Source organism: Leptospira ilyithenensis (genome assembly GCF_004771005.1).
Taxonomy (GTDB): Bacteria; Spirochaetota; Leptospiria; order Leptospirales; family Leptospiraceae; genus Leptospira_A; species Leptospira_A ilyithenensis.
Genome location: NZ_RQHV01000036.1, coordinates 93,086 through 111,827 on the forward strand (window position 1 = coordinate 93,086; position 18,742 = coordinate 111,827).

19 protein-coding genes and 1 tRNA gene are annotated in these 18,742 nt (G+C 40.6%); 16 read left to right on the top strand and 4 right to left on the bottom strand.

Annotated elements, in window-relative coordinates; translation table 11 throughout:
* Window positions 1-29: 29 nt before the first annotated feature.
* The 9 genes from EHS11_RS05245 to EHS11_RS05285 all read left to right on the top strand — a co-directional run bounded on the left by EHS11_RS05245 (window position 30) and on the right by EHS11_RS05285 (window position 9,556).
* Entirely contained in the window at window positions 30-1,091 is a 1,062-nt protein-coding gene (locus EHS11_RS05245; RefSeq protein ID WP_135763360.1) for a sensor domain-containing diguanylate cyclase, read from the top strand.
* A gap of 22 nt (window positions 1,092-1,113) precedes the next feature.
* Complete coding sequence (locus EHS11_RS05250) at window positions 1,114-1,341, top strand: hypothetical protein (protein ID WP_109018785.1); 228 nt, start codon at window positions 1,114-1,116, stop codon at window positions 1,339-1,341.
* Entirely contained in the window at window positions 1,320-2,222 is a 903-nt protein-coding gene (locus tag EHS11_RS05255; RefSeq protein WP_167884356.1) for a hypothetical protein, read from the top strand. Before EHS11_RS05250 ends, EHS11_RS05255 begins: the two co-directional genes overlap by 22 nt.
* 2 nt (window positions 2,223-2,224) lie before the next feature.
* Window positions 2,225-3,361, top strand: coding sequence for a tRNA 2-thiouridine(34) synthase MnmA (gene mnmA, locus EHS11_RS05260; RefSeq protein ID WP_135763362.1), 1,137 nt, complete (start codon window positions 2,225-2,227; stop codon window positions 3,359-3,361).
* Between the two features lie 16 nt (window positions 3,362-3,377).
* Window positions 3,378-5,630 (top strand): alpha-hydroxy-acid oxidizing protein, encoded by a 2,253-nt coding sequence (locus EHS11_RS05265; RefSeq protein WP_135763363.1) that lies wholly within the window; start codon window positions 3,378-3,380, stop codon window positions 5,628-5,630.
* Window positions 5,631-5,633: 3 nt separating this feature from the next.
* Window positions 5,634-6,851: a PilZ domain-containing protein gene (locus tag EHS11_RS05270; RefSeq protein WP_135763364.1), complete on the top strand. Its 1,218-nt coding sequence runs from the start codon at window positions 5,634-5,636 to the stop codon at window positions 6,849-6,851.
* Window positions 6,851-7,828 (top strand): RluA family pseudouridine synthase, encoded by a 978-nt coding sequence (locus EHS11_RS05275; protein ID WP_167884357.1) that lies wholly within the window; start codon window positions 6,851-6,853, stop codon window positions 7,826-7,828. The genes EHS11_RS05270 and EHS11_RS05275 overlap by 1 nt, the downstream gene beginning before the upstream one ends.
* A 75-nt stretch (window positions 7,829-7,903) precedes the next feature.
* Entirely contained in the window at window positions 7,904-9,061 is a 1,158-nt protein-coding gene (locus tag EHS11_RS05280) for a DNA methyltransferase (protein ID WP_135763366.1), read from the top strand.
* Window positions 9,062-9,127: 66 nt separating this feature from the next.
* Window positions 9,128-9,556 (top strand): hypothetical protein, encoded by a 429-nt coding sequence (locus EHS11_RS05285; protein WP_210413635.1) that lies wholly within the window; start codon window positions 9,128-9,130, stop codon window positions 9,554-9,556.
* Window positions 9,557-9,566: 10 nt separating this feature from the next.
* Here the strand turns inward: EHS11_RS05285 and EHS11_RS05290 are convergent, their stop codons facing one another.
* Together EHS11_RS05290 and EHS11_RS05295 are read right to left on the bottom strand one after the other, a co-directional pair.
* On the bottom strand, window positions 9,567-10,022 hold the full coding sequence (locus EHS11_RS05290; protein ID WP_135763367.1) for a lipoprotein: 456 nt from the start codon (window positions 10,020-10,022) through the stop codon (window positions 9,567-9,569).
* Window positions 10,019-10,678, bottom strand: coding sequence for a hypothetical protein (locus tag EHS11_RS05295; RefSeq protein WP_135763368.1), 660 nt, complete (start codon window positions 10,676-10,678; stop codon window positions 10,019-10,021). Before EHS11_RS05295 ends, EHS11_RS05290 begins: the two co-directional genes overlap by 4 nt.
* Before the next feature lie 25 nt (window positions 10,679-10,703).
* Between EHS11_RS05295 and EHS11_RS05300 the strand changes: the two genes are divergently transcribed.
* Genes EHS11_RS05300 through EHS11_RS05330 form a run of 7 tightly spaced genes read left to right on the top strand, consistent with a single transcriptional unit; the run spans window position 10,704 to window position 18,100 of the window.
* On the top strand, window positions 10,704-12,257 hold the full coding sequence (locus EHS11_RS05300; protein ID WP_135763369.1) for a M16 family metallopeptidase: 1,554 nt from the start codon (window positions 10,704-10,706) through the stop codon (window positions 12,255-12,257).
* A complete protein-coding gene (locus EHS11_RS05305; protein ID WP_135763370.1) occupies window positions 12,254-13,672 on the top strand; it encodes a M16 family metallopeptidase in 1,419 nt (472 codons plus the stop codon). The genes EHS11_RS05300 and EHS11_RS05305 overlap by 4 nt, the downstream gene beginning before the upstream one ends.
* On the top strand, window positions 13,672-14,517 hold the full coding sequence (locus EHS11_RS05310) for an MBL fold metallo-hydrolase (protein WP_135763371.1): 846 nt from the start codon (window positions 13,672-13,674) through the stop codon (window positions 14,515-14,517). Before EHS11_RS05305 ends, EHS11_RS05310 begins: the two co-directional genes overlap by 1 nt.
* Window positions 14,518-14,558: 41 nt before the next feature.
* Complete coding sequence (locus EHS11_RS05315; RefSeq protein ID WP_246047612.1) at window positions 14,559-15,167, top strand: O-methyltransferase; 609 nt, start codon at window positions 14,559-14,561, stop codon at window positions 15,165-15,167.
* 44 nt (window positions 15,168-15,211) lie between these two features.
* The gene (locus EHS11_RS05320; RefSeq protein ID WP_135763373.1) at window positions 15,212-15,970 is read left to right on the top strand and encodes a hypothetical protein; all 759 of its coding nucleotides are present in this window, start codon (window positions 15,212-15,214) and stop codon (window positions 15,968-15,970) included.
* 49 nt (window positions 15,971-16,019) lie between these two features.
* Window positions 16,020-17,336, top strand: a complete 1,317-nt coding sequence (locus EHS11_RS05325) for an N-acetylmuramoyl-L-alanine amidase (protein WP_210413636.1) — start codon at window positions 16,020-16,022, stop codon at window positions 17,334-17,336.
* The gene (locus EHS11_RS05330; RefSeq protein WP_135763375.1) at window positions 17,333-18,100 is read left to right on the top strand and encodes a hypothetical protein; all 768 of its coding nucleotides are present in this window, start codon (window positions 17,333-17,335) and stop codon (window positions 18,098-18,100) included. Before EHS11_RS05325 ends, EHS11_RS05330 begins: the two co-directional genes overlap by 4 nt.
* Before the next feature lie 10 nt (window positions 18,101-18,110).
* Here the strand turns inward: EHS11_RS05330 and EHS11_RS05335 are convergent.
* Window positions 18,111-18,197: transfer RNA gene (locus tag EHS11_RS05335), tRNA-Leu, on the bottom strand.
* A gap of 9 nt (window positions 18,198-18,206) precedes the next feature.
* Window positions 18,207-18,611 (bottom strand): PaaI family thioesterase, encoded by a 405-nt coding sequence (locus EHS11_RS05340; protein WP_135763459.1) that lies wholly within the window; start codon window positions 18,609-18,611, stop codon window positions 18,207-18,209.
* Between the last annotated feature and the right edge of the window lie 131 nt (window positions 18,612-18,742).

The window sequence follows — 18,742 nt, forward strand, 5'->3', positions numbered from 1 at the left end:
TAATTTAATCTCAGCTTGGGCGGTGTGCTTTGTCACTAAAAGAAAATACAGACATAGTATTCGAACATTACGAAAAAAAAATATACGATCAAAAACAGCTCCTTGAGATTTCCCGCGCGCTCAACTCTACGCTTGATTACAAGTATCTGATTGATGCGATCCTGAATATTTGCCTAGCTCAATTGCAGACGTTGCATGCTGCCATGTACCTGGAGCCGGAGATTGATTTAGGTCTTTTCCGATTGGAGCCTCAATCCACGAAGGGATTCGAGCTGACGGAAGCAGATCATAATTACGAAATCAAAATAGATACTCCTCTGATTCATTATTTCGAGGAAAAACCAAAAGCGATCACTATGGATCAGATTCTTTTGGTCGAGTCACTCAAAGATTCCAAAGATTTGAATTACTTGCGCCAGTTAGGTGCTGAAATTCTTGTTCCTTTGAATGCAAAAGGTAAGGTGAATGGTCTCCTCGTTCTCGGGGAAAAGATGACCACGGAAGAGTTTCTGGAAGATGAAAAGGAATTCATGACCACACTTGCCAATTTGGCCGGCATTGCCGTAGATAACGCTCGTTTGTATGAACTCGCTACCGTGGACATGATGACCGGTTTGAAAATTCATCATTACTTCCAAACCAAATTGAAAGAAGAGATGGAACGTTGCCGCAAAAAAGGAACCAAGCTAGCTCTTCTTTTTACGGACGTTGACAAGTTCAAAGTATTCAACGATACTTACGGTCACCAAGCGGGGGACGTAGTATTGATAGAAGTGGCAAGACAACTCATCAACGCAGGCCAACGCCATCACATTCCTGCCAGATATGGCGGAGAAGAATTTTGTCTGGTTATGCCCGGTGCAACCGAAGAAGAAGCATTTGCTAAGGGTGAGGAAATCCGCAAAAGTGTTGAGGCTATGGTTGTAAAAAACCCGAACGACGGTGCTGATCTGAAGGTGACTTTGTCCGTAGGAGTTTCGACTTTCCGCTCTACAGACCGAAACAACAAAGATCTGATCGAACGTGCGGACAAGGCTCTCTACCAAGCCAAACATTCCGGTAGAAACAGAACAATTTCCTTTAAAGAATAGAAAAAAAGCCGATGAGGAGAGTATGGCAGAAGCAGTTACCATTCTCTCCGATCTTTCCCGTCCTGGTCATTCCGGAGTCCTCGAATCTATCCGAGATAGAGCATTGGGGCTTAAGTCGTTCAACTTCCAACCTTATTCTTGTTTTATCGAGTATAAGTCCAAAGAAGAAAAAACAGGGATCGAATACAGAGATTGTATCGTAGATTATTCCCGTTGCCCCAATCAAAATTGTATCAAAAAACTGGTTTAAGATTTTTAATTCTACTTTCCTTTTGTTCGGCTTTTTTGCAATGCCAGGGGGAAACAACATCCATTCCTTCCTCTTCCTTCGTTAACAAAACGTCCATACTGAATGTGCTTCCAAAGGGGAAATTCAAAGTGGAAGATCTGGGAACTCATCTTTTGCTGCATGGGTTTTCCGACCCTGATACGAATAAATCTTATCCGTTGTTATGGGACACCGGATCTGACATTAGTTTTGTGAGAGAACATCTGGGTGCGGAAAGAGACACTCAATTTCGATTGAGATGGGAAGGAAAAGATTTCCCTTTCAAAAAAAGAAAGGGAATCCTTCCCGAAAGCCTGGAAGGACTTGTTGGAAACGACTTTTTTGATAATACATGTGTTTGGTGGGAAAACGGAGAATTGCAAGTATTTGATTCCTCGTCCAGTTTTTGTGAAAAACCTCAGGCTTTTCTAACTACCAGTTTGCGCACACTTTCCGTTCGGAAATGGAATCTCCATTATTATGCAAGTTTCAAGGGCAAAAAAGAAAAAACCTATATTGGAATTTTGGATACCGGTGCAAGTTTAAGCCTTCTTCCCTTTAAAGGAGAAGAGGGTCTGGAATCCCAAGGTAAAAAGAAGGTGTTTTTGCCCGGAAATCAAATTCAGGAAGCGGATCTTTTTTATTGGAAGGGACCTCTTTATTTGGGGACAAACCTGGGAATTTGGGAAGAATACTTTGACATTTATTTTTTAAGCGGAATTTCACTTGAGAATTTCCTTTTGTCAAGGGACAAGGACAGGGAAGAGGTTTGGGTCATCGGTTTGGATATTTTGCGCAGAAAACCCTTGTTCTGGGATTTCGCAAGAAATAGAATCGCCATCTTAAATCCCTCGTCCAATTAAAAGTGAACACAAAAGAAAAGATCATAGTTGCAATGAGTGGGGGGGTTGACAGTGCAGTTGCCGCTGGTCTGCTCATCGAACAAGGTTATGATGTAATTGGTGTTAATTTACGCACCTGGGAATACGAAGCTCCTGCCTGTGATGTTACAAAAAAATCCTGCTGTTCTCCCGAAGACATCCGGGACGCGAGAGATGTGGGACTTTCTCTCAATATTCCTTTTTACGTGATCAAAATGGAAAAGGTTTTCGGGGAAAGAGTGATCCAGAGATTTATAGATGATTATAAGGACGGCCGCACTCCCAACCCATGCGTCGAGTGCAATACATTCGTAAAGTTCGGCGCTTTGTTTGAAAAAGCGAAGGCACTCGGGATTTCCAAAATCGCTACCGGACATTATGCACGGACAGTGGAGATTAATGGGCGTTATGCCATCCGCAATGCGGTTGACATGAAAAAAAACCAAGCGTACTATTTGTACGGTTTATCACAAGAAAATATCAGCTCTACTATATTTCCTTTAGGGGAAATGGATAAATCGGAAGTCCGCGAAATTGCAAAACGTATGGGACTTCCCGTTGCGGAAAAACCGGAATCCCAAGAGATTTGTTTTATTCCTGAAAACGATTATAGAAGTTTTTTAAAAAAGCAAGGTGTTGATTTTACTCCCGGTTTTTTCCGTTTGGTGTCCGGTGAGATCATAGGCAAACACACAGGCAAAGAAAATTTTACAATCGGCCAAAGAAAAGGTTTGGGTGTGTCTTGGAAAAATCCCCTCTATGTGATCTCCATCGAAGACGATGGAACCGTAGTAGTCGGAGAAGATGAAGAGACATTTTGCGAGTCTTTCATACTGGAAGACATCACTTACCAAGGGATTTTTCCCATGGAGCCTGGAGAAACAGCCGAGATGAGAGTTCAAATCAGATACCGCCATACACCTGTTCACTGTAAAGTGACGAGCTTTGGTGACTCTTGGAAAGTCGAATTTATAGAAAAAGTAAAAAGCGTAACACCGGGGCAGTCTGCCACTTTTTATCCGTTAGATGACAATTATCTTTTGGGCGGCGGGATCATCCGAAAAGGAAGCATTCAACTCCAAAGAAAGCAACTTGTCATATCTGGTTCGGGGCAAACATAACTAGGAATTTTGTCATTTGAAATCAGTTACGGATAAATCCATTCTAATCATTGGTGGAGGACTATTACAAGTTCCCATCATTCAAACGGCAAAGACTATGAAATTGAAAACGATCGTTGCGGATATGAATCCCCAATCGATCGGATTTCAAATCGCCGATGAAAAAATCATCATGTCTACGAAAGATTTGGAAGGGATGGTTCGTGAGGCAAAAAGATACAGCCTTACCAAACAAATCCACGGAGTGATCACCGCGGGGACTGATGCAAGTATGACTGTTGCAGCGGTTGCTTCCGCATTGGGACTTCCTGGTATCCGGTTTGTAGATGCGGAAGCTGCAACAAACAAAGTAAAGATGAGACAACGTTTGAAAGAACACGGTCTCCCCATTCCCCGTTTTGCGCCTGTTTGGTCTTTGCAGGATGCAAAGGACGCGCTCGACTCCTTGACTTTCCCTTTGGTAATGAAACCTGCCGACAATATGGGTGCGCGCGGAGTGATTAAGGTAAATCATAAGGACGAAATTCCTCACGCATTCCGACATGCTAAAAAATTCTGCCCGACGGGGGAGTTGATTTTGGAAGAGTATATGGAAGGTCCCGAACTATCCGTAGATGCTCTTGCCTTCCAAGGTCAGATCCGGATGACAGGTATTGCCGATCGTATCATAGAAAGAGAACCTTTTTTTATCGAAGTAGGGCATAATATGCCTTCCGCATTGTCCAAAGAAACAATCTTGGAAGTGGAAAAGGTAATGTCCGGAGGAATGCGCGCTTTGGGAATTCATCTGGGAGCGGGCAAGGGAGATATCAAAGTCACAAAACAAGGTGTAATGATCGGAGAGATTGCAGCGCGGCTTTCCGGCGGGTTTATGTCCGCTTTCACCTATCCATTGTCAACCGGTGTTAATTTGAACCGCGCGGCGTTACTCATAGCACTTGGTGAAACCCCGGATAATTTGGAACCGGTTCTAACCCGCGTTTCCATCGAAAGATCCTTATTATCCAAACCGGGCAAACTCATCCAAATCACAGGTTTGGAAGAGGTTAAAAAAATCGACGGAGTCAATGAAGTTTTTTTACAATCAAAATCCGGAGACGTAATCAAAGAACCAACGAATAACATTGATAAATCGGGACATGTGATCATTACTGCGGACTCTCTTTTGGATGCCGAACTCATTTTTGAAAAAGTGAAAAAGACAATCGTATTTGAAGTGGATGAATTGTTTTCCATCAGTGAAAAGGAAATCAACGACTCAGCGAGACAAAGATTCGGAAAAGACATTTGTTGGGTTTGTAAAGTATGCGATGGGGTAAATTGTGCTTCAGGCATTCCGGGAATGGGCGGTGTAGGACGAATGGAAACATTCCAGGACAATTATACCGCATTACAAGAATTCCACATTGTTCCCAGATACATTCGCGATCATGTGATTCCTTCCATCTCTACTGATTTCCTAGGACTTCCACTAAAGATGCCTATTATGTCCGCACCTATGACAGGGGTTGGAACTAATATGAATTTTGTTATGACAGATGCGGACTATGCACAGGCTGTCACAAAATCATTTGCGCAAAACGGTTCCATTGCTTGGCTTGGAGATGGTGCCAGTCCCGAAAAATATAAAATCATGATAGATGCCATAACAAAATCCAATGGTAAAGGAATATTGATTTGTAAGCCGAGAGCGGATGAAGGTTTACTGATGGAAAGATTGCTTGAGGCGGAAGCTGCAGGTGTATTTGCAGTAGGTATGGATATTGATGCAGTTAATTTCAGAACGATGACTTCTAAAAATCTTTCGAGTATTTCCAGGTCAATGGAATCTCTCTCTAAAATCAGAGAAAAGATCAAGATACCTTTTGTATTGAAAGGCATTATGAGTTTAGAAGATGCTAAATTAGCAATAGATGGAAAATTTTCAGCAATCGTAGTATCCAATCATGGCGGTAGAGTTTTAGATGGTATGCCAGGGACAGCAAGAGTACTTCCTAAGATAGCAGAATATGCGAAAGGAAAAATTCCCATTCTTGCGGACGGTGGCATTCGAAGTGGAATGGATGTGTTTAAAATGTTAGCACTTGGTGCAGATTCAATACTTGTAGGAAGACCGGTTGCGATTTCGCTTGTGGGCGGTGATGAGGCGGGAATTCGTTTTTTACTCAACAAATATTCGGAAGAATTAACGCAAAGCATGAGCGTTAGCGGTGCATCCGATCTTTCGAAAATTACAAAATCAATGTTACTTCACAAGATGAATGGTTGATCTATGGATAAAGAAATAACCGACATTGACGGTGTTTTAAAAGTAATTACCGCACTTTTCGGCAAACTACCCGTATCCATTCAATACGAAGGGAAAGATATTCCGGTCAAGATCATTGCCTTAAAAAACAAAGCACTCATTATAAACACTCCTCTTATTTTTCCAAACAAGGATCGGAATTTATCCGTAGTTCACAACGGAAGCAAATTTGTCGCACAATTTTTGTTAGCTGGTGGAGACGGTCACGGAATCGAGATACTTACACCTAAGAAAATATCCATTGTTGCTGCCACAAGGGAAACTACAAGGGTCGAAGTTGCTCCTGCAAGCGGAAGTAATGCCACCTTAAAGGCAATTAACATCATAAATGTGATCGATGTTTCCAAAGCAATCGGCTTTGATGATAAAAAAGTCGATGCGGTACTACTTACCTATCGAACGAAATTGATGAAAGCATATCCGCAATCTTCTATTTACTTTGCAGGAAGAATGGACAACAGACTTCGCCTGATGCACCATTACGAAAAGTCCATATTTATTATGGACAGAAAGGATAAAAGTTCGGCTAGTCCTCAGTTTTTTCCTTTCGATGAATATCTAAGAATTTTTGAGTCCTCCAAGATCGATGATAAATACATCTCTGAAATTTGTATTCCTATCAGATACAAAGGTTATGTTCATCTCGGTTATGTGCAGGTTTTGAGTGAAAACATTTTGACGATGGAAGCTTTTCAGCAAGTTGAGATTTTTGCAAGTGCTGTAGCTCGGGATGTGATCAGCACCGGAGTTTTCCAAGAGTCGAGAGAAGTCTGTCAGGTTATGGATCTAAGTTCCGGTGGTATTAGTTTTCTCCATTCTCCGTCCAGATCATTTAGCAGAAGTATGACTATGAACGGAACAATCCTTTTTGATATTGTTTTCAATCAGGAGTCCAGAGCCACATTTAGAGGTATTATTAAAAACATTCGTAACCAAGAAACCAATTTTAGAGTGGGTTGTCAGTTTTATAATTTAAACCCCAAAGATATGGAAGCACTTGATGCATTCCTTAGCATTGGGAAACCCACTGAGCTGGAACCGGGACCCGATGCATCCGAAGAAGGGGCAGAGACGGGATTTTCAGAAGGTCATGATTCGGAAGAAACAAACAATCCTGAGGAAAATGTGGGCGAGTTTGGAAATTCTGAAGATCCTTTTGCCGGTGAACCGTTACCTGAATAGTGTCTTCAGATCCTCTTAAAAATTACAAAAGTTTTGTACCATCCAATTTTCATTCCTATCCGTTAATTGAATATTTAAAAGCACGGTTTCCCTATCATAACGAAGAAGATTGGATTTCTTTAGTAGAAAATCAGAATGTTCTAATCAATGGAAATTCATCGTCTCCCGATTTGATTTTGAAAACAGGAGATGAAATTTCCTATTCCCCCAAACCCGATTCCATACGGGAACCTGCGATTAACAGGGATTATCATGTTTTAGCGGAAAAGGAAAACTTTCTCGTGGTAAACAAACCTCCGAATATTCCGGTTCATCCTGCGGGTAGATACAGAACCAATACTCTTTTGAACCTTTTGGAACATGACAGAAAAACAAAGTTTTATCCCGTGCATAGATTGGATCGGGAAACCTCAGGCATTATTTTGTTTGCAAAAACGGCAGAGTTTCGGCTTGTTTTGCAAAAATTATTCGAAGAAAGGCTGATCCGGAAAGAATATCTAACGTTTGTTTACGGACGGTTTCCGGAGACTCTTGTATCGGAAGGGTACATGGGGAAAGATCCGAATTCGAGCATTCGCAAAAAACAATCTCTCCGAAAGGAAAGTTTGGGAGAAGATAAACTCACTTTTACCGAATTTTCCCTGTTATCCTATGATCCGAAAAAGAATATCTCCGTGTTGCTTGTTAAACCTCATACCGGAAGGATTCACCAAATACGTGCTACATTACTTGGCGAAGGTTTTCCCGTAGTGGGGGACAAACTTTACGGAAAAAGGGAAACCGCGTTTCTTGATTTTATCCAAATGGGAGAATCCGATCTTTTGAATGAGGAATTGGGGCATAACCGCCAATGTCTTCATGCATATTCATTGTCTTTCGTCGACCCGACTACGGGTGAAACAAATAATTTTCATTGTCCTCTTTCATTCGACTTATGTCGCTTAATTGCGAACATTCCGTCCGAATATGTCACGTAACATAAATTAAAAAACATCCCCGCTCTTTTAGTTTCTTTCCGATCTTGTTATAAAGATAGGAGGCTTTTGCAACGGATGGCAGGAGCAGAGAGATTAAAAAAAGAGTCGGATAAGTTTTTATTCGGAGAGTTTTGGACCGCAAAACAAAGACAAGGACATCCTATCCATCATACGGTTAGTTATAGAGCTTCCTTTAAACCTGAGTTACCTTCTTTCTTTATGAAGGAATTTTTGCATAAAAAGAAAAAGGTCGTCTATGACCCTTTTGGCGGTCGTGGCACTACTGCCGTTCAAGCGAACATAGAAGGGCATTTTGCAATTCATAACGATATCCATCCTTTATCTATTTTTTTGGCAAGTGCGAGACAAACTGTTCCGGGTTTCGATGTTTTGGTGAAAAAACTGGAATCATTGGATTTGAAAAAACACATTCCGGAAGAAGAGGGTGATGAAAGGTTACTTCCTTTTTTTCATCCGGAAACTTTGGTTGAAATCAAAAACTTGAAAAATTACATGAAAGATGATATTTCTCCTGAAATGCAATTTTTGGGACTCATCGCATTGTCCAGGTTACATGGTCATAGCACGGGATTTTTCTCCGTTTATACTTTCCCCCAACTTTCCATTCCGCCGGAAGCTCAGAGAAGAAATAATATAAAAAGGCAACAGACTCCGGAGTATCGCGATATCAAATCCAGAATCATTCAAAAGATGAGAAGGGATCTAGCTACTCCGATTCCTCCTTTCTATCATGAATTCTCCAAACAAAATCTATACACTTTGTCTTCTGCGAATAACGTTCCGTCGATTACTTCCGAATCCGTGGATCTGATCGTGACTTCTCCTCCTTTTTTGGATAAGGTGGATTATGAAGCGGATAATTGGTTAAGACATTGGTTTTTGGATATTCCTAAAAACTCGGAACGTAAGTTGAGTATTTTCAGTAATATCACGGATTGGAACAGGTTCATTCAGTCGACTTTGAAGGAATCGTCTCGTGTTCTAAAAAAAGGCGCGTATATGGTGATGGAAGTGGGCGAGGTAAAGAAGGGAAAAGAAATTCTCAATTTGGATGAGGATGTCGTGGATATGGCGAAGGGAACCGGGCTTGTTTGGACCAAAACATATATCCATACCCAAACTTTTACGAAGCTGTCCAATTGTTGGAATGTGTCCAATAATGAAAAAGGTACCAATTCCAATCGTTGTGTAGTTTTAAGAAAGGCCAACTGACGCCGGCGATTTCGATCTTAGAGAAAGAATTGACGATTGATTTTATTTTTTAGTCTAATAGGCAGAATGATCAGAATAATTTTAATCGTTTTTATTTTTTCGTTTCCTTTTTTGCAATGTGGAAATGCAAATAGTCAGACTGCAAAACAGGGAAGCCTCGTTCCTCTGCATCCGATTACAATCACCGCTGCAAAATTGAAAGATAATAAATTCGAACTGAGATTGGATCTTCCTCCCGATTATGGGTTTCAGATAGAAGCGCCGCACCGTCTATTTTTGTCAGGCACAAACGGACTGACTGTTACAAAAGCGGATTTGAAGTTAAACGGTCCCATTCACCCTAAGAAAGCAGAATACTTCGAATATGTGAAAGGACTGCCGTTCGAAGTTTCGGGAAAGGGTGATCTGGAAGTAAACGGAAAACTATTTTACTGCAATTTCAAAAAGAATATCTGCATCCCCGGAAAGATTTCGCAAAAGATACAGATTCTTTAGATAGCGGTCGTTATTCGAGCTGGGTTGTAACCAGTCGTTTCAGATCTTTTTTCTGGATTTGATATAGAAAAAAATACCTACCGCCGAGGGAAATGTTTTTATCCACCAATTTCCCTTCTTTTGAAATTTCACGTAATTCTTTTCTCCCTTTTTCCGAAAGATTGGGGGGAGAGTATGTCTTTAGTAAATTGAGTGCTTTGTGTTCGGCGATTGTATTTGCTTCCGATTTGCGTGCTTCCGAATCGGAAAGTACACTGGAAATGGCAACTTGGAATAAATTCTCGTTTAAGAATCCTTCTTTTGCTTTTGTAAATTCGATCACTTCAGGAGATTCAACTGCTTCTTCCTTGGTAATTGTCTCTTGATTGGTTTTGACTTCTTTTTGCGGCGTTTTGCAAGCATTAGCTGAAAGGAAAACAACAACTATAGATGCCAACGTAAGTGAAAGTGTTCGGGTTTGTTTCATTCTAAATCTCTCTCTCCAAGATTTTGGTATGCACCCAAAGGAACTGGGGTCTCCTCAACCTTTGCATATAGTTTTTCTTGGATGTTTCTAAATAGGAAAGCACATTTTGATCTATCCGAATAATCTTCTTTATAAAGATGAAGAGAGTCGAAGAACCATGCAAAGTTCTGAGTATACGGTTTTGTTCCCTGAGGAAGGGGTGCCGACAGAAGGGGAACAGTAGAGGCTTGGTTTTGATTCTGTGTTTGGTTAGTAAGAGCGGTATTTGTATTTCCAACGGCGAGTCCCGGAATCGGGCTTGCACTTGCCTGGGCATCTCTTTGCTCTTTGATCGTTCTCATTTGGCCGATGCGGGTGCTGGAAAAACTTTCTATACCTTCGCCAAATCTATATTTGTCCCTATGTGCTTGCAAAAGGTAAGGCATGGAAAGCTCTTCCCGTTTTAAGAACGCTTTCGTTTTGCATTCTTCTCTTTTTGTTTTTCTGGGTGCTTCCAACGAAGAATAGGGAATCTCAACTTTCATTTGAAAAAATTCCCTTGAAATAAAACCTATATCAGTCTCGTTTTGTAATGCCTTTTCCACAAGAAGTTTGTCCGCAGGTTGGAAGCCGGAACAAGAGAGGAAAAAGGATAAAATTAGAAGTTTACGATTCATTTTATAGTCTCAAAGATAGCAGTAGATGTTGAAAATACGATCCTTTTTCCTTTGCCTTTTTCTTATCGCAACTGGGACCAGTGCCCAGGAAAACTTCTTTCCCAGTTCTGAAAAGCAATTCCTTGAAAAAATCAGAAAGATCAAATTGGAAAACGGTCTTACGGCCATCCTCATGAAAAGAGGGACTTCCCCCACTTTGGCTCTTTATATCAAATTCAAAGTGGGTGCAGTGGATGAAACTCCGGAACAAGCGGGGATCGCCCATCTCCTGGAACATATGTTGTTCAAGGGAACGAAGAATGTGGGAACCAGCAATTTTTCCGAAGAAGAAAAATATCAAATTCAGATAGAAGTTTGGGGAACCAAACTGGACAATCTCGGTCTTTTGAAGCGGGATTATTTGGAAAGGGGAGAAGAAGTTCCCAAAGATCTGAATGACAGGATAACTACCCTTAGTCGAAGATTGAAGAATCTGATAGAATTGCAGGATTCCTTTATCATTAAAAACGAAGACTCGTATATTTACGAACAAAACGGCGAAGTAGGGTTCAATGCTTATACTTCTCAGGATGTAACCAATTACCAGATTCAATTACCTTCCAATCGTTTGGAGATTTGGGCAAAATTGGAATCGGACAGATTGAAAAATCCAATTTTAAGGGAATATTACACAGAAAGGGATGTTGTCATTGAAGAAAGAAGGATGCGCACGGAAGATAGCGGTGCGGGAGTTCTCAGGGAGAGGTTTTTTTCCGTAGCATTCGAAAGTCATCCTTATAGAAAACCTGTGATCGGTTATGCGACAGGGCTTCCTTTTTTGAAAATCGACGACACCAAAAAGTTTTTTTTGGAAAACTATACTCCCAATAGAATGGTGATTGCCATTGTAGGAGACCAGGACTTTGACTCCACGGAAAAGGTTTTAAGAAAATACTTTTCGGATCTGAAAAAAGGAAAGGAAAGGTCTCCTTACAAAGTATCCGAAAAACAATATTTAGGTGAAAAAAGATTTTCCGTTCTGCATCCTTCCAGTCCCCAAATTATGATGGGTTGGTTGAAACCTCCTTATCCCCATAAGGACAATGCTGCTTTCGATGTTTTGTCTAGTCTCCTCACGACCGGAGCCGGTTCCCGTTTGAACCAAAGGCTTGTACTGAAAGACAAGTCGGCAGTTTCCGTAGGTTCTGCGAACGGATATCCCGGAGAAAGATACTCCAATTTTTTTACTCTATTTATCAAACCTCAGTCGGAGTTTTCCCAAAAAACAATGGAAGATACGATCAGAGAGGAACTTGATCTGATTGAAAAGGAAGGAGTGTCTGAACAGGAATTGGAAAAAATCAAAAACCAAATGGTTTCAGAATTTCTAAAATCTATGGATGACAATGCAAATATAGCTGATTCTCTCAGTTACTATGAGCTGTTATACGGGAATTGGAATCAATTATTCCGTCAATACAATGCAATCCTCGCTGTTAAATCCGAAGACATAAAATATATAGTAAAGACCTACCTTTCCAAAAACCGGATTACCATCGGGATTTTGGAAGACATTAGGAAAAACGGAAATCAAAAATGAAAAATAAAATTATAATCGTCATTCTATTTTTAGCACCTACTCTTTTTGCGAGAGAGATGGGAGATTTTGTCAAAGATATAAAAATCGCACCGTTTTATTTTTCGATCCCAGCCTTTGTTTCCGAAAAACTAAGTGATGGAACTGAAATTTTGGCACTTCCGAATTCGGAATTTCCAATTATCTATTCCGAGTTACATATCTATCATGGCAAAAAAGATTTGGGAAAAAGACCTGTGGAAATCATCCGACTATTGGAAGATAGCTGGGAATTTTCCGGTTCGAAATCCTATCCGAAAGATACTCTTTTGCAAGAGTTCGAAAACTTAGGCGCCAACTTTTCCTTATCGATCGGTTATCATAAAACGGTAATCGGTTTTAGTTATTTGAAAAAAGATGAAGCGAGAGTTTTCGAATTGTTTCAATCTTTCTGGAAAGAATCCGTTTTGGATGATGAAGTGATTTCCACAATGAGGGGCAGAATTTCCGAAGAGATCAAAAGAAGAAATGATAATCCTTCCGCAGTGGGTGGAAGAAAGTCGCAGGAATTACTATTTTCGAATACGATACAGGGAACTTCTTCCACCATACAAGGATTAGGAGGAATCAAAAAAGAGGATTTGGTGGAATTCCAAAAGGAAATTCTATCGGAAAAGAAAAGAGTTTTGATTTTATCCGGTGACGTAAATGTATCTTCCTGGAAAAAAAATCTATCTTCCTTGGAAGTATACTCCTCCGCTCCGAAAGCCGGTTCGGAAGAGATCACAACGGAAAGTTTGAAACAGTCTTTAACAAACACTAAAAACAAAAACATTTTAGTGGATAAGGATGTTTCCCAATCCTTTGTGATTATGATGGGAGTTCTTCCCAAACACAATGATCCTGATTTTTACTCCATCCAGGTATTGAATTATATCATAGGCGGCGGCGGATTTAACTCGTATTTTATGAGAGAGATCAGAAACAACCGCGGGCTTGCTTATTCTGCGGGAAGTTCTGCGGATTTTCAGGACGAGTATGGTGTGATCAATTTTTTTGCCATGACCAAAACGGAATCGGTTCCGGAAGTCGTGAGTCTGATGAAGGAGTTGATCGATTCCAAATTCATAGATACGATCAAGGAAGAAGAGCTCCTCCGTGCGAAAGTAGCGATTACAAACCAGTTTGTCTTTCTGTTTGATGATTCCAAAAAAGTTTTGAATAATGATTTGAGATTCAAAGAACATCATATGCCTAAAGAGTATCTTGTGAATTTCAGAGAGAATATAGAAAAGGTCAGCCTCTTGGATATCCGAAGAGTGGGCAAATTGTATTTTAATCCTGAAAAACTGGCGACTGTGGTTGTCGGACCGAAATCTCTCAAACAAGGCTTAGGTGAAAAGTTTCAAGTCATTTCTCCTGAAGACAGAATACCTTAATGGCAATATCCTATTTCGAACATAAGGGCTGGAAATTTGACGGAGTTTCCGAAGGGGGAATTAGGACTTCCATCGCGTTTCCGGCACTTGACCTGATGTTCGATTTCGGTGCTGTCAATCCCGACAAGGTTCATATCAGCCAAATTCTTTTGACACACGCGCATCTGGATCACTCCGCAGGCATTCCCTATTATGTTTCCCAAAGAAGTCTTCGCGGTTTGTCCCAACCGAAAATTTACGTTCCGGTCGAATTGGAAGAAAATATGAGAAAGGTTTTGAAACTCTATTCCGAAATGGAAGACTTTGATTACGGATGTCATTTGGAAGGAGTGCCACATCATAAAAGAGTGGATTTGAAACCGGGATTTTTTTTTAAAGCACTTCCTTCCTTTCATAGAGTACCTTCACAAGGTTATACGGTCTTCGAATCCAAACGTAAATTGAAAAAAGAATTTGTAGGGCTCGGTCAAAATGAAATCCGTAATCTTCGTGAATCGGGGCAAGATCCTACGGAAGAGATTCAAGCTCCTATCGTTTCTTTTTCGGGAGATACGAAAATAGAATACCTTCTTGAAAATGAAGAAGTTCGCAAAAGCAGTATTCTATTTTTGGAATGTACATATTATTGTGAGAAGAGAGGAGTGGAAAGAGCGAGAGAATGGGGGCACACTCATTTGGATGAGATCGTTGCCCATGCGGATTCATTTCAAAATGAAGCGATCGTTCTTATCCATCCTTCCAAAAGATACAGTTATAGGGAATTGAACGAATGGTTTCGGAAAAAAATCCCGGATAGTTTGAGAGACCGTACTCATCTTTTTATTCCCACCAAACCTTCCGTATGAAACCAAGACCAAGTATTTTTCGAGATCACTTGGAGGATCATATGGAAGAAAACTATGTTTTGCGACCTCATTCTCTTTTTTATGAGATGGAGGATTATGCAAAGGAAAATTCCATTCCCATCGTATCTGCGGCAACGGGAAAAGTTCTATCCCATCTCTTAAGCCTTCTCAAACCGAAATCCGTTTGGGAGTTGGGAACGGGAATCGGTTATTCGACTTTGTGGATGGCTTACGGTTCCCCCGGATCTGAAATCATTACCATCGATCGCAACGGCTCCCAGGCATCTTTACTGGACGGTTATAAAGAAAAATGGAATGACCTTCGAAAAACAGAGATTAAACGAATTACTTCCTGGTGTATGGACTTTATGTATGAAAATATAGATTTATGGTCGGATGTGGATTTGTTTTTTATAGACTGTGATAAGGTGACTTATCCTCAAATTTGGGAATTACTTTCCACAAAAGCAAAACCGGGTGCAAAAATCATTTATGACAATGTGCTTTGGCACGGAAGGATTTTAGACTCTAAATTGCAAAAGCCATCCGACGTAGCGATCAAGAGTTTTTGGGAAAAGGTGAAAGATTCCAAATATCCTTTCACTCTCTATCCGGTAGGGGACGGGTTACTCTTTATTGAAAAACCATAAAAAATGCTTTTCATTGTCGGTTTGAATATTATGGTTTGTTGGAAATGAAACAGTTCTATCTTATATTTATCATTCTATTCATGATTAGCTCTCTACCTGCCCAAGAATCGGGCGGAGCGGACAAGGGGAGAGAACCTCATGACGAAATTGAAAAATTAGACCAAGGTTCTAATTTGGAAAAAAAACAATCCAAGGAGATTTCCGAATCTTCCCGCGAAAGAATTGTTAGTGGATTAAAACTGCTTACAATCATCACTGCCAATTTCGGAGAAGATGTTCCAGATTCCAAAAATACTTTGGAAAAGATCAGAAAAGATTATCAAGCTGCGCTTCGCTATTATTATAGACGAGCTTATATCTTATCCGGCAAAGGGATCGTTCAAGTGGACAGGGACCTGAGCGATATACTTTCCAAGTTTGCAAAATCATTTGATGCCAAAACACAAACCTTGCTCAATGAATGTGCCGATGCAATCAGCCAGCAGGAACAAAATCAATTGGTCGATGATTCCAAAGAATCCGGAAAACAATCTTCAACCGTATATATTGATATTACAAGCAGCCAGCAAAAATTAAAAATAGCATACTATCAATTGGCTTTGGCGACCGATATGGTGGAAGGCAAACGTTACTATCATTCCATAGTTCATTATCGTATTGCAAAGGATTACGGAATCAAAATTCTTACCGACTTGAAAGGAACGGAAGCTGACAAAAAAACGATCCAGGACAAATACGCGAAAGACTTAAGCGACAATCGGAATCTGATTTACGGTTCCGGATCTTCTGCGCAACCTAACTAAAACTAATTTAAAGGTGAGCCAAGGGGAATAACCTTGGCGGATCTCCGATTTGATTCGATTTATCTTTTTATTTTTCATTTCTTTCTCACTTTTTTCTTTTCCCACCTATCAGGTAGTTATTGATCCGGGACACGGCGGAATAGCAAAAGATCCTACTAGCGAACATGGTGACAAATATGATTCGATCACTATGGGTTATTTGGAAAAATACAAACAAGGTACGGAGTCAGGCAAGGTAACCGAAAGAGAAGTGGTGCTCGCACTTTCCAAAGAGGTGGAAGCTTTGCTTCGGCTTACAGAAACGGAGGAAGGTTGGGTCAAGTTTTCATCTTACCTCGGTCAGTTTTCCAAATCGAAAACATTTCCTAGAATTATAATCAAATCCGTTTTAACGAGAAAAACCAATTCCGACTCCGATCCTTCCTCTTCCGACCCCAATGCTCCTTACAGGCTTTATGATTTTCCTGACCCAAAAACAGGTGTTAGAAAGAAGGGAAGAATCTCATTTATCAACGACCAAAAACCCCATCTTGTACTTTCCCTTCATTTGAATCCTGCAGGCAGAGGACAAGTAGGAGGAATGGCAGCCGTTCTTACCCCTGGATATTCCACTTTTAATCTTCTGAAAGAAATTTCGGAAGGCAAAAAAAAGCCGAAAGAATTTCTGAACAAACCCTGGTCCGACTGGATGGTGTTCGCCGGCAATTGGTCCAAGCTGGAAAATGCGGTTGCGGATGCCTGGATTTATTTTCACGGATACTGGTCAGATCGTTCAGGGAAAAAAACGGAACTTGATAAATTCGAAGGATATCGCCAAAATATGGTTAGTTGGAAATATTCGGATGAAAAGGGATGGGAATCCAAAGCAAACGCAGGCGGAAAAGGCCCTTATTCCAAAACCCATTCCGGTTTCCGTGCTGAAGGTGCTTTTTTTGAAAGAGAAAAAGGCAAAAAAGAAACCTGGAGAAGGGAAGGCGGACGGGAAGGATTCGGCGGGGACAATTATTACGCAGCAAAGGAACTGATGCGTTTTGTGCAATACGGACTCCGGCTTCAATTGAAAGGGGAGAAGGGATACCCTGAAGTAGGCCCGATTCAGAATCCATATATTTCAACTTATAGTCTGCCAACTTATACAAATGCGATTTGTGCATTTATCGAAATCGGCTATATCAACCGAAAAAGAGATATAAAGTATCTGACCGAAAACAAAAAAGAAACTGCAATCTCCCTTGCGGTAGGCATTTACTCGTTATTTAACGGTATCGAAGTTCGGAAATTTAAAAATATGCCGATTTTTCCAAAGGGTAAAAAAGTAAATTGGAATAGATATGGAGATTATTTTGAAGAGGTGGCCGCACCTTGAAAGGGAAAAACATTTTGGATGATCCTATCTTTCCTGAACTGATTCTCGCTTATCAAAATTCCTTAAGATTCAGATATTCCAGTGAGTCTTTAAGCAAATACCCCAAATACAAAAATATAGATAGGGATTTGATCGATGGATTAGTAAAATTTTTTATACAGTTTTTATATCCTGAATTCGAAGACAGAAAAAAACTCGATGCCGCATTTAATTCGTTAGCTGGGTTTATCCATCATCCGACCAAACTTTGGGGTATTCTTGGAAATCTTGCCGCTTCCATTTTTCGGTTTGGAAAACATTTTCCGCAAGCTCTGAAAGCAGGGATCGCCGCCTTACATTCGTATATAACTGCGCATAGTTTCGAAGAAGTATTGTTAAAAGAAGCAAAGAGAGAATCAAGGCTTGATTATTTTCTGCACACTGAAGAAGGATTTAAAAAAATCTTAGGTAGAATTTCCCAAAGAGATGCGGATAGTTTTCGTAAAGACGTAGGAAAGCTACTTTCCCTCTTTGCAGATGAAATACTTGTAAATAAGATCATTCTGATTATGGAAGATGTGCTTCTTCGAATGGAGAAAAAATTCAACATCTATACCGAAGAAGATAGAAAAGGAATTCAATTGGGAATTTCGATTTTGGAAAACGGGAAAGATTTATTTGAAAGGTTGAATCGGGAAGAGATGCTTGCGATCGTACAAGCAATCGATGAAATAGAAAAGGATTATTTTATCGAAGCAAAGAGGAGTGCTGAAACGAACCCTTAAGTTCTGTGAGTGGTACCGATGGCCGGAATCGAACCGGCATGATGTTGCCATCGGTGGATTTTGAATCCACTGCGTCTACCAATTCCACCACATCGGCGGTTTAGCTTTAATCCTCTGCTTCGATATATTTACCTTTTCCGCGGGCCACTATTTTGCCGATCTCATTTTCAATTTCAGCACGGTTTTCGATGATTTTTTTGTTTTTCTTAACAAACCATCCTCGAAGGTGAAGTGGCTCATTTACCTTGGCAGGTTGTAAAAACCGAATAGTCAGTTCACCGGTGGATGTATCAAAATTCATTGCTTCATTGATTTTCAGCATGATTTCATCCAATATGGTGGAAATAATACCTGGGTGGATTTGATCCGGATGTCCCTGGTATTTGTCGGGGCAGGTGTAGTCACCGAAGGCAGTGAGAGTGTCTTCGTCGAATGTGATTTTGAGCTGCAACCCGTCTGCGTTGTCCGGACTCGAGGCAAAGCTTAGATTTTTTTTGGCAACGGATTTCATGCCACCATAACACGCAAGAAAAACTCTGGTGTCAAGCATAAAACGTGCCAAATCAAGCCTAGGCTGATTCAGCCGGTTTTAGGGGGAATCCTAGCCTTTCGTCAAAACGATACCGCTTTTTGTCGCTCGTA

What these genes read in the sequence shown, in the direction of transcription:
- EHS11_RS05250 (WP_109018785.1), top strand. Translation starts at nt 1,114, where the DNA reads ATGGCAGAAGCAGTTACCATTCTCTCCGATCTTTCCCGTCCTGGTCAT.
- EHS11_RS05270 (WP_135763364.1), top strand. Translation starts at nt 5,634, where the DNA reads ATGGATAAAGAAATAACCGACATTGACGGTGTTTTAAAAGTAATTACC.
- EHS11_RS05280 (WP_135763366.1), top strand. Translation starts at nt 7,904, where the DNA reads ATGGCAGGAGCAGAGAGATTAAAAAAAGAGTCGGATAAGTTTTTATTC.
- EHS11_RS05285 (WP_210413635.1), top strand. Translation starts at nt 9,128, where the DNA reads ATGATCAGAATAATTTTAATCGTTTTTATTTTTTCGTTTCCTTTTTTG.
- EHS11_RS05290 (WP_135763367.1), bottom strand. Translation starts at nt 10,022, where the DNA reads ATGAAACAAACCCGAACACTTTCACTTACGTTGGCATCTATAGTTGTT.
- EHS11_RS05295 (WP_135763368.1), bottom strand. Translation starts at nt 10,678, where the DNA reads ATGAATCGTAAACTTCTAATTTTATCCTTTTTCCTCTCTTGTTCCGGC.
- EHS11_RS05300 (WP_135763369.1), top strand. Translation starts at nt 10,704, where the DNA reads ATGTTGAAAATACGATCCTTTTTCCTTTGCCTTTTTCTTATCGCAACT.
- EHS11_RS05305 (WP_135763370.1), top strand. Translation starts at nt 12,254, where the DNA reads ATGAAAAATAAAATTATAATCGTCATTCTATTTTTAGCACCTACTCTT.
- EHS11_RS05310 (WP_135763371.1), top strand. Translation starts at nt 13,672, where the DNA reads ATGGCAATATCCTATTTCGAACATAAGGGCTGGAAATTTGACGGAGTT.
- EHS11_RS05315 (WP_246047612.1), top strand. Translation starts at nt 14,559, where the DNA reads ATGGAAGAAAACTATGTTTTGCGACCTCATTCTCTTTTTTATGAGATG.
- EHS11_RS05320 (WP_135763373.1), top strand. Translation starts at nt 15,212, where the DNA reads ATGAAACAGTTCTATCTTATATTTATCATTCTATTCATGATTAGCTCT.
- EHS11_RS05340 (WP_135763459.1), bottom strand. Translation starts at nt 18,611, where the DNA reads ATGAAATCCGTTGCCAAAAAAAATCTAAGCTTTGCCTCGAGTCCGGAC.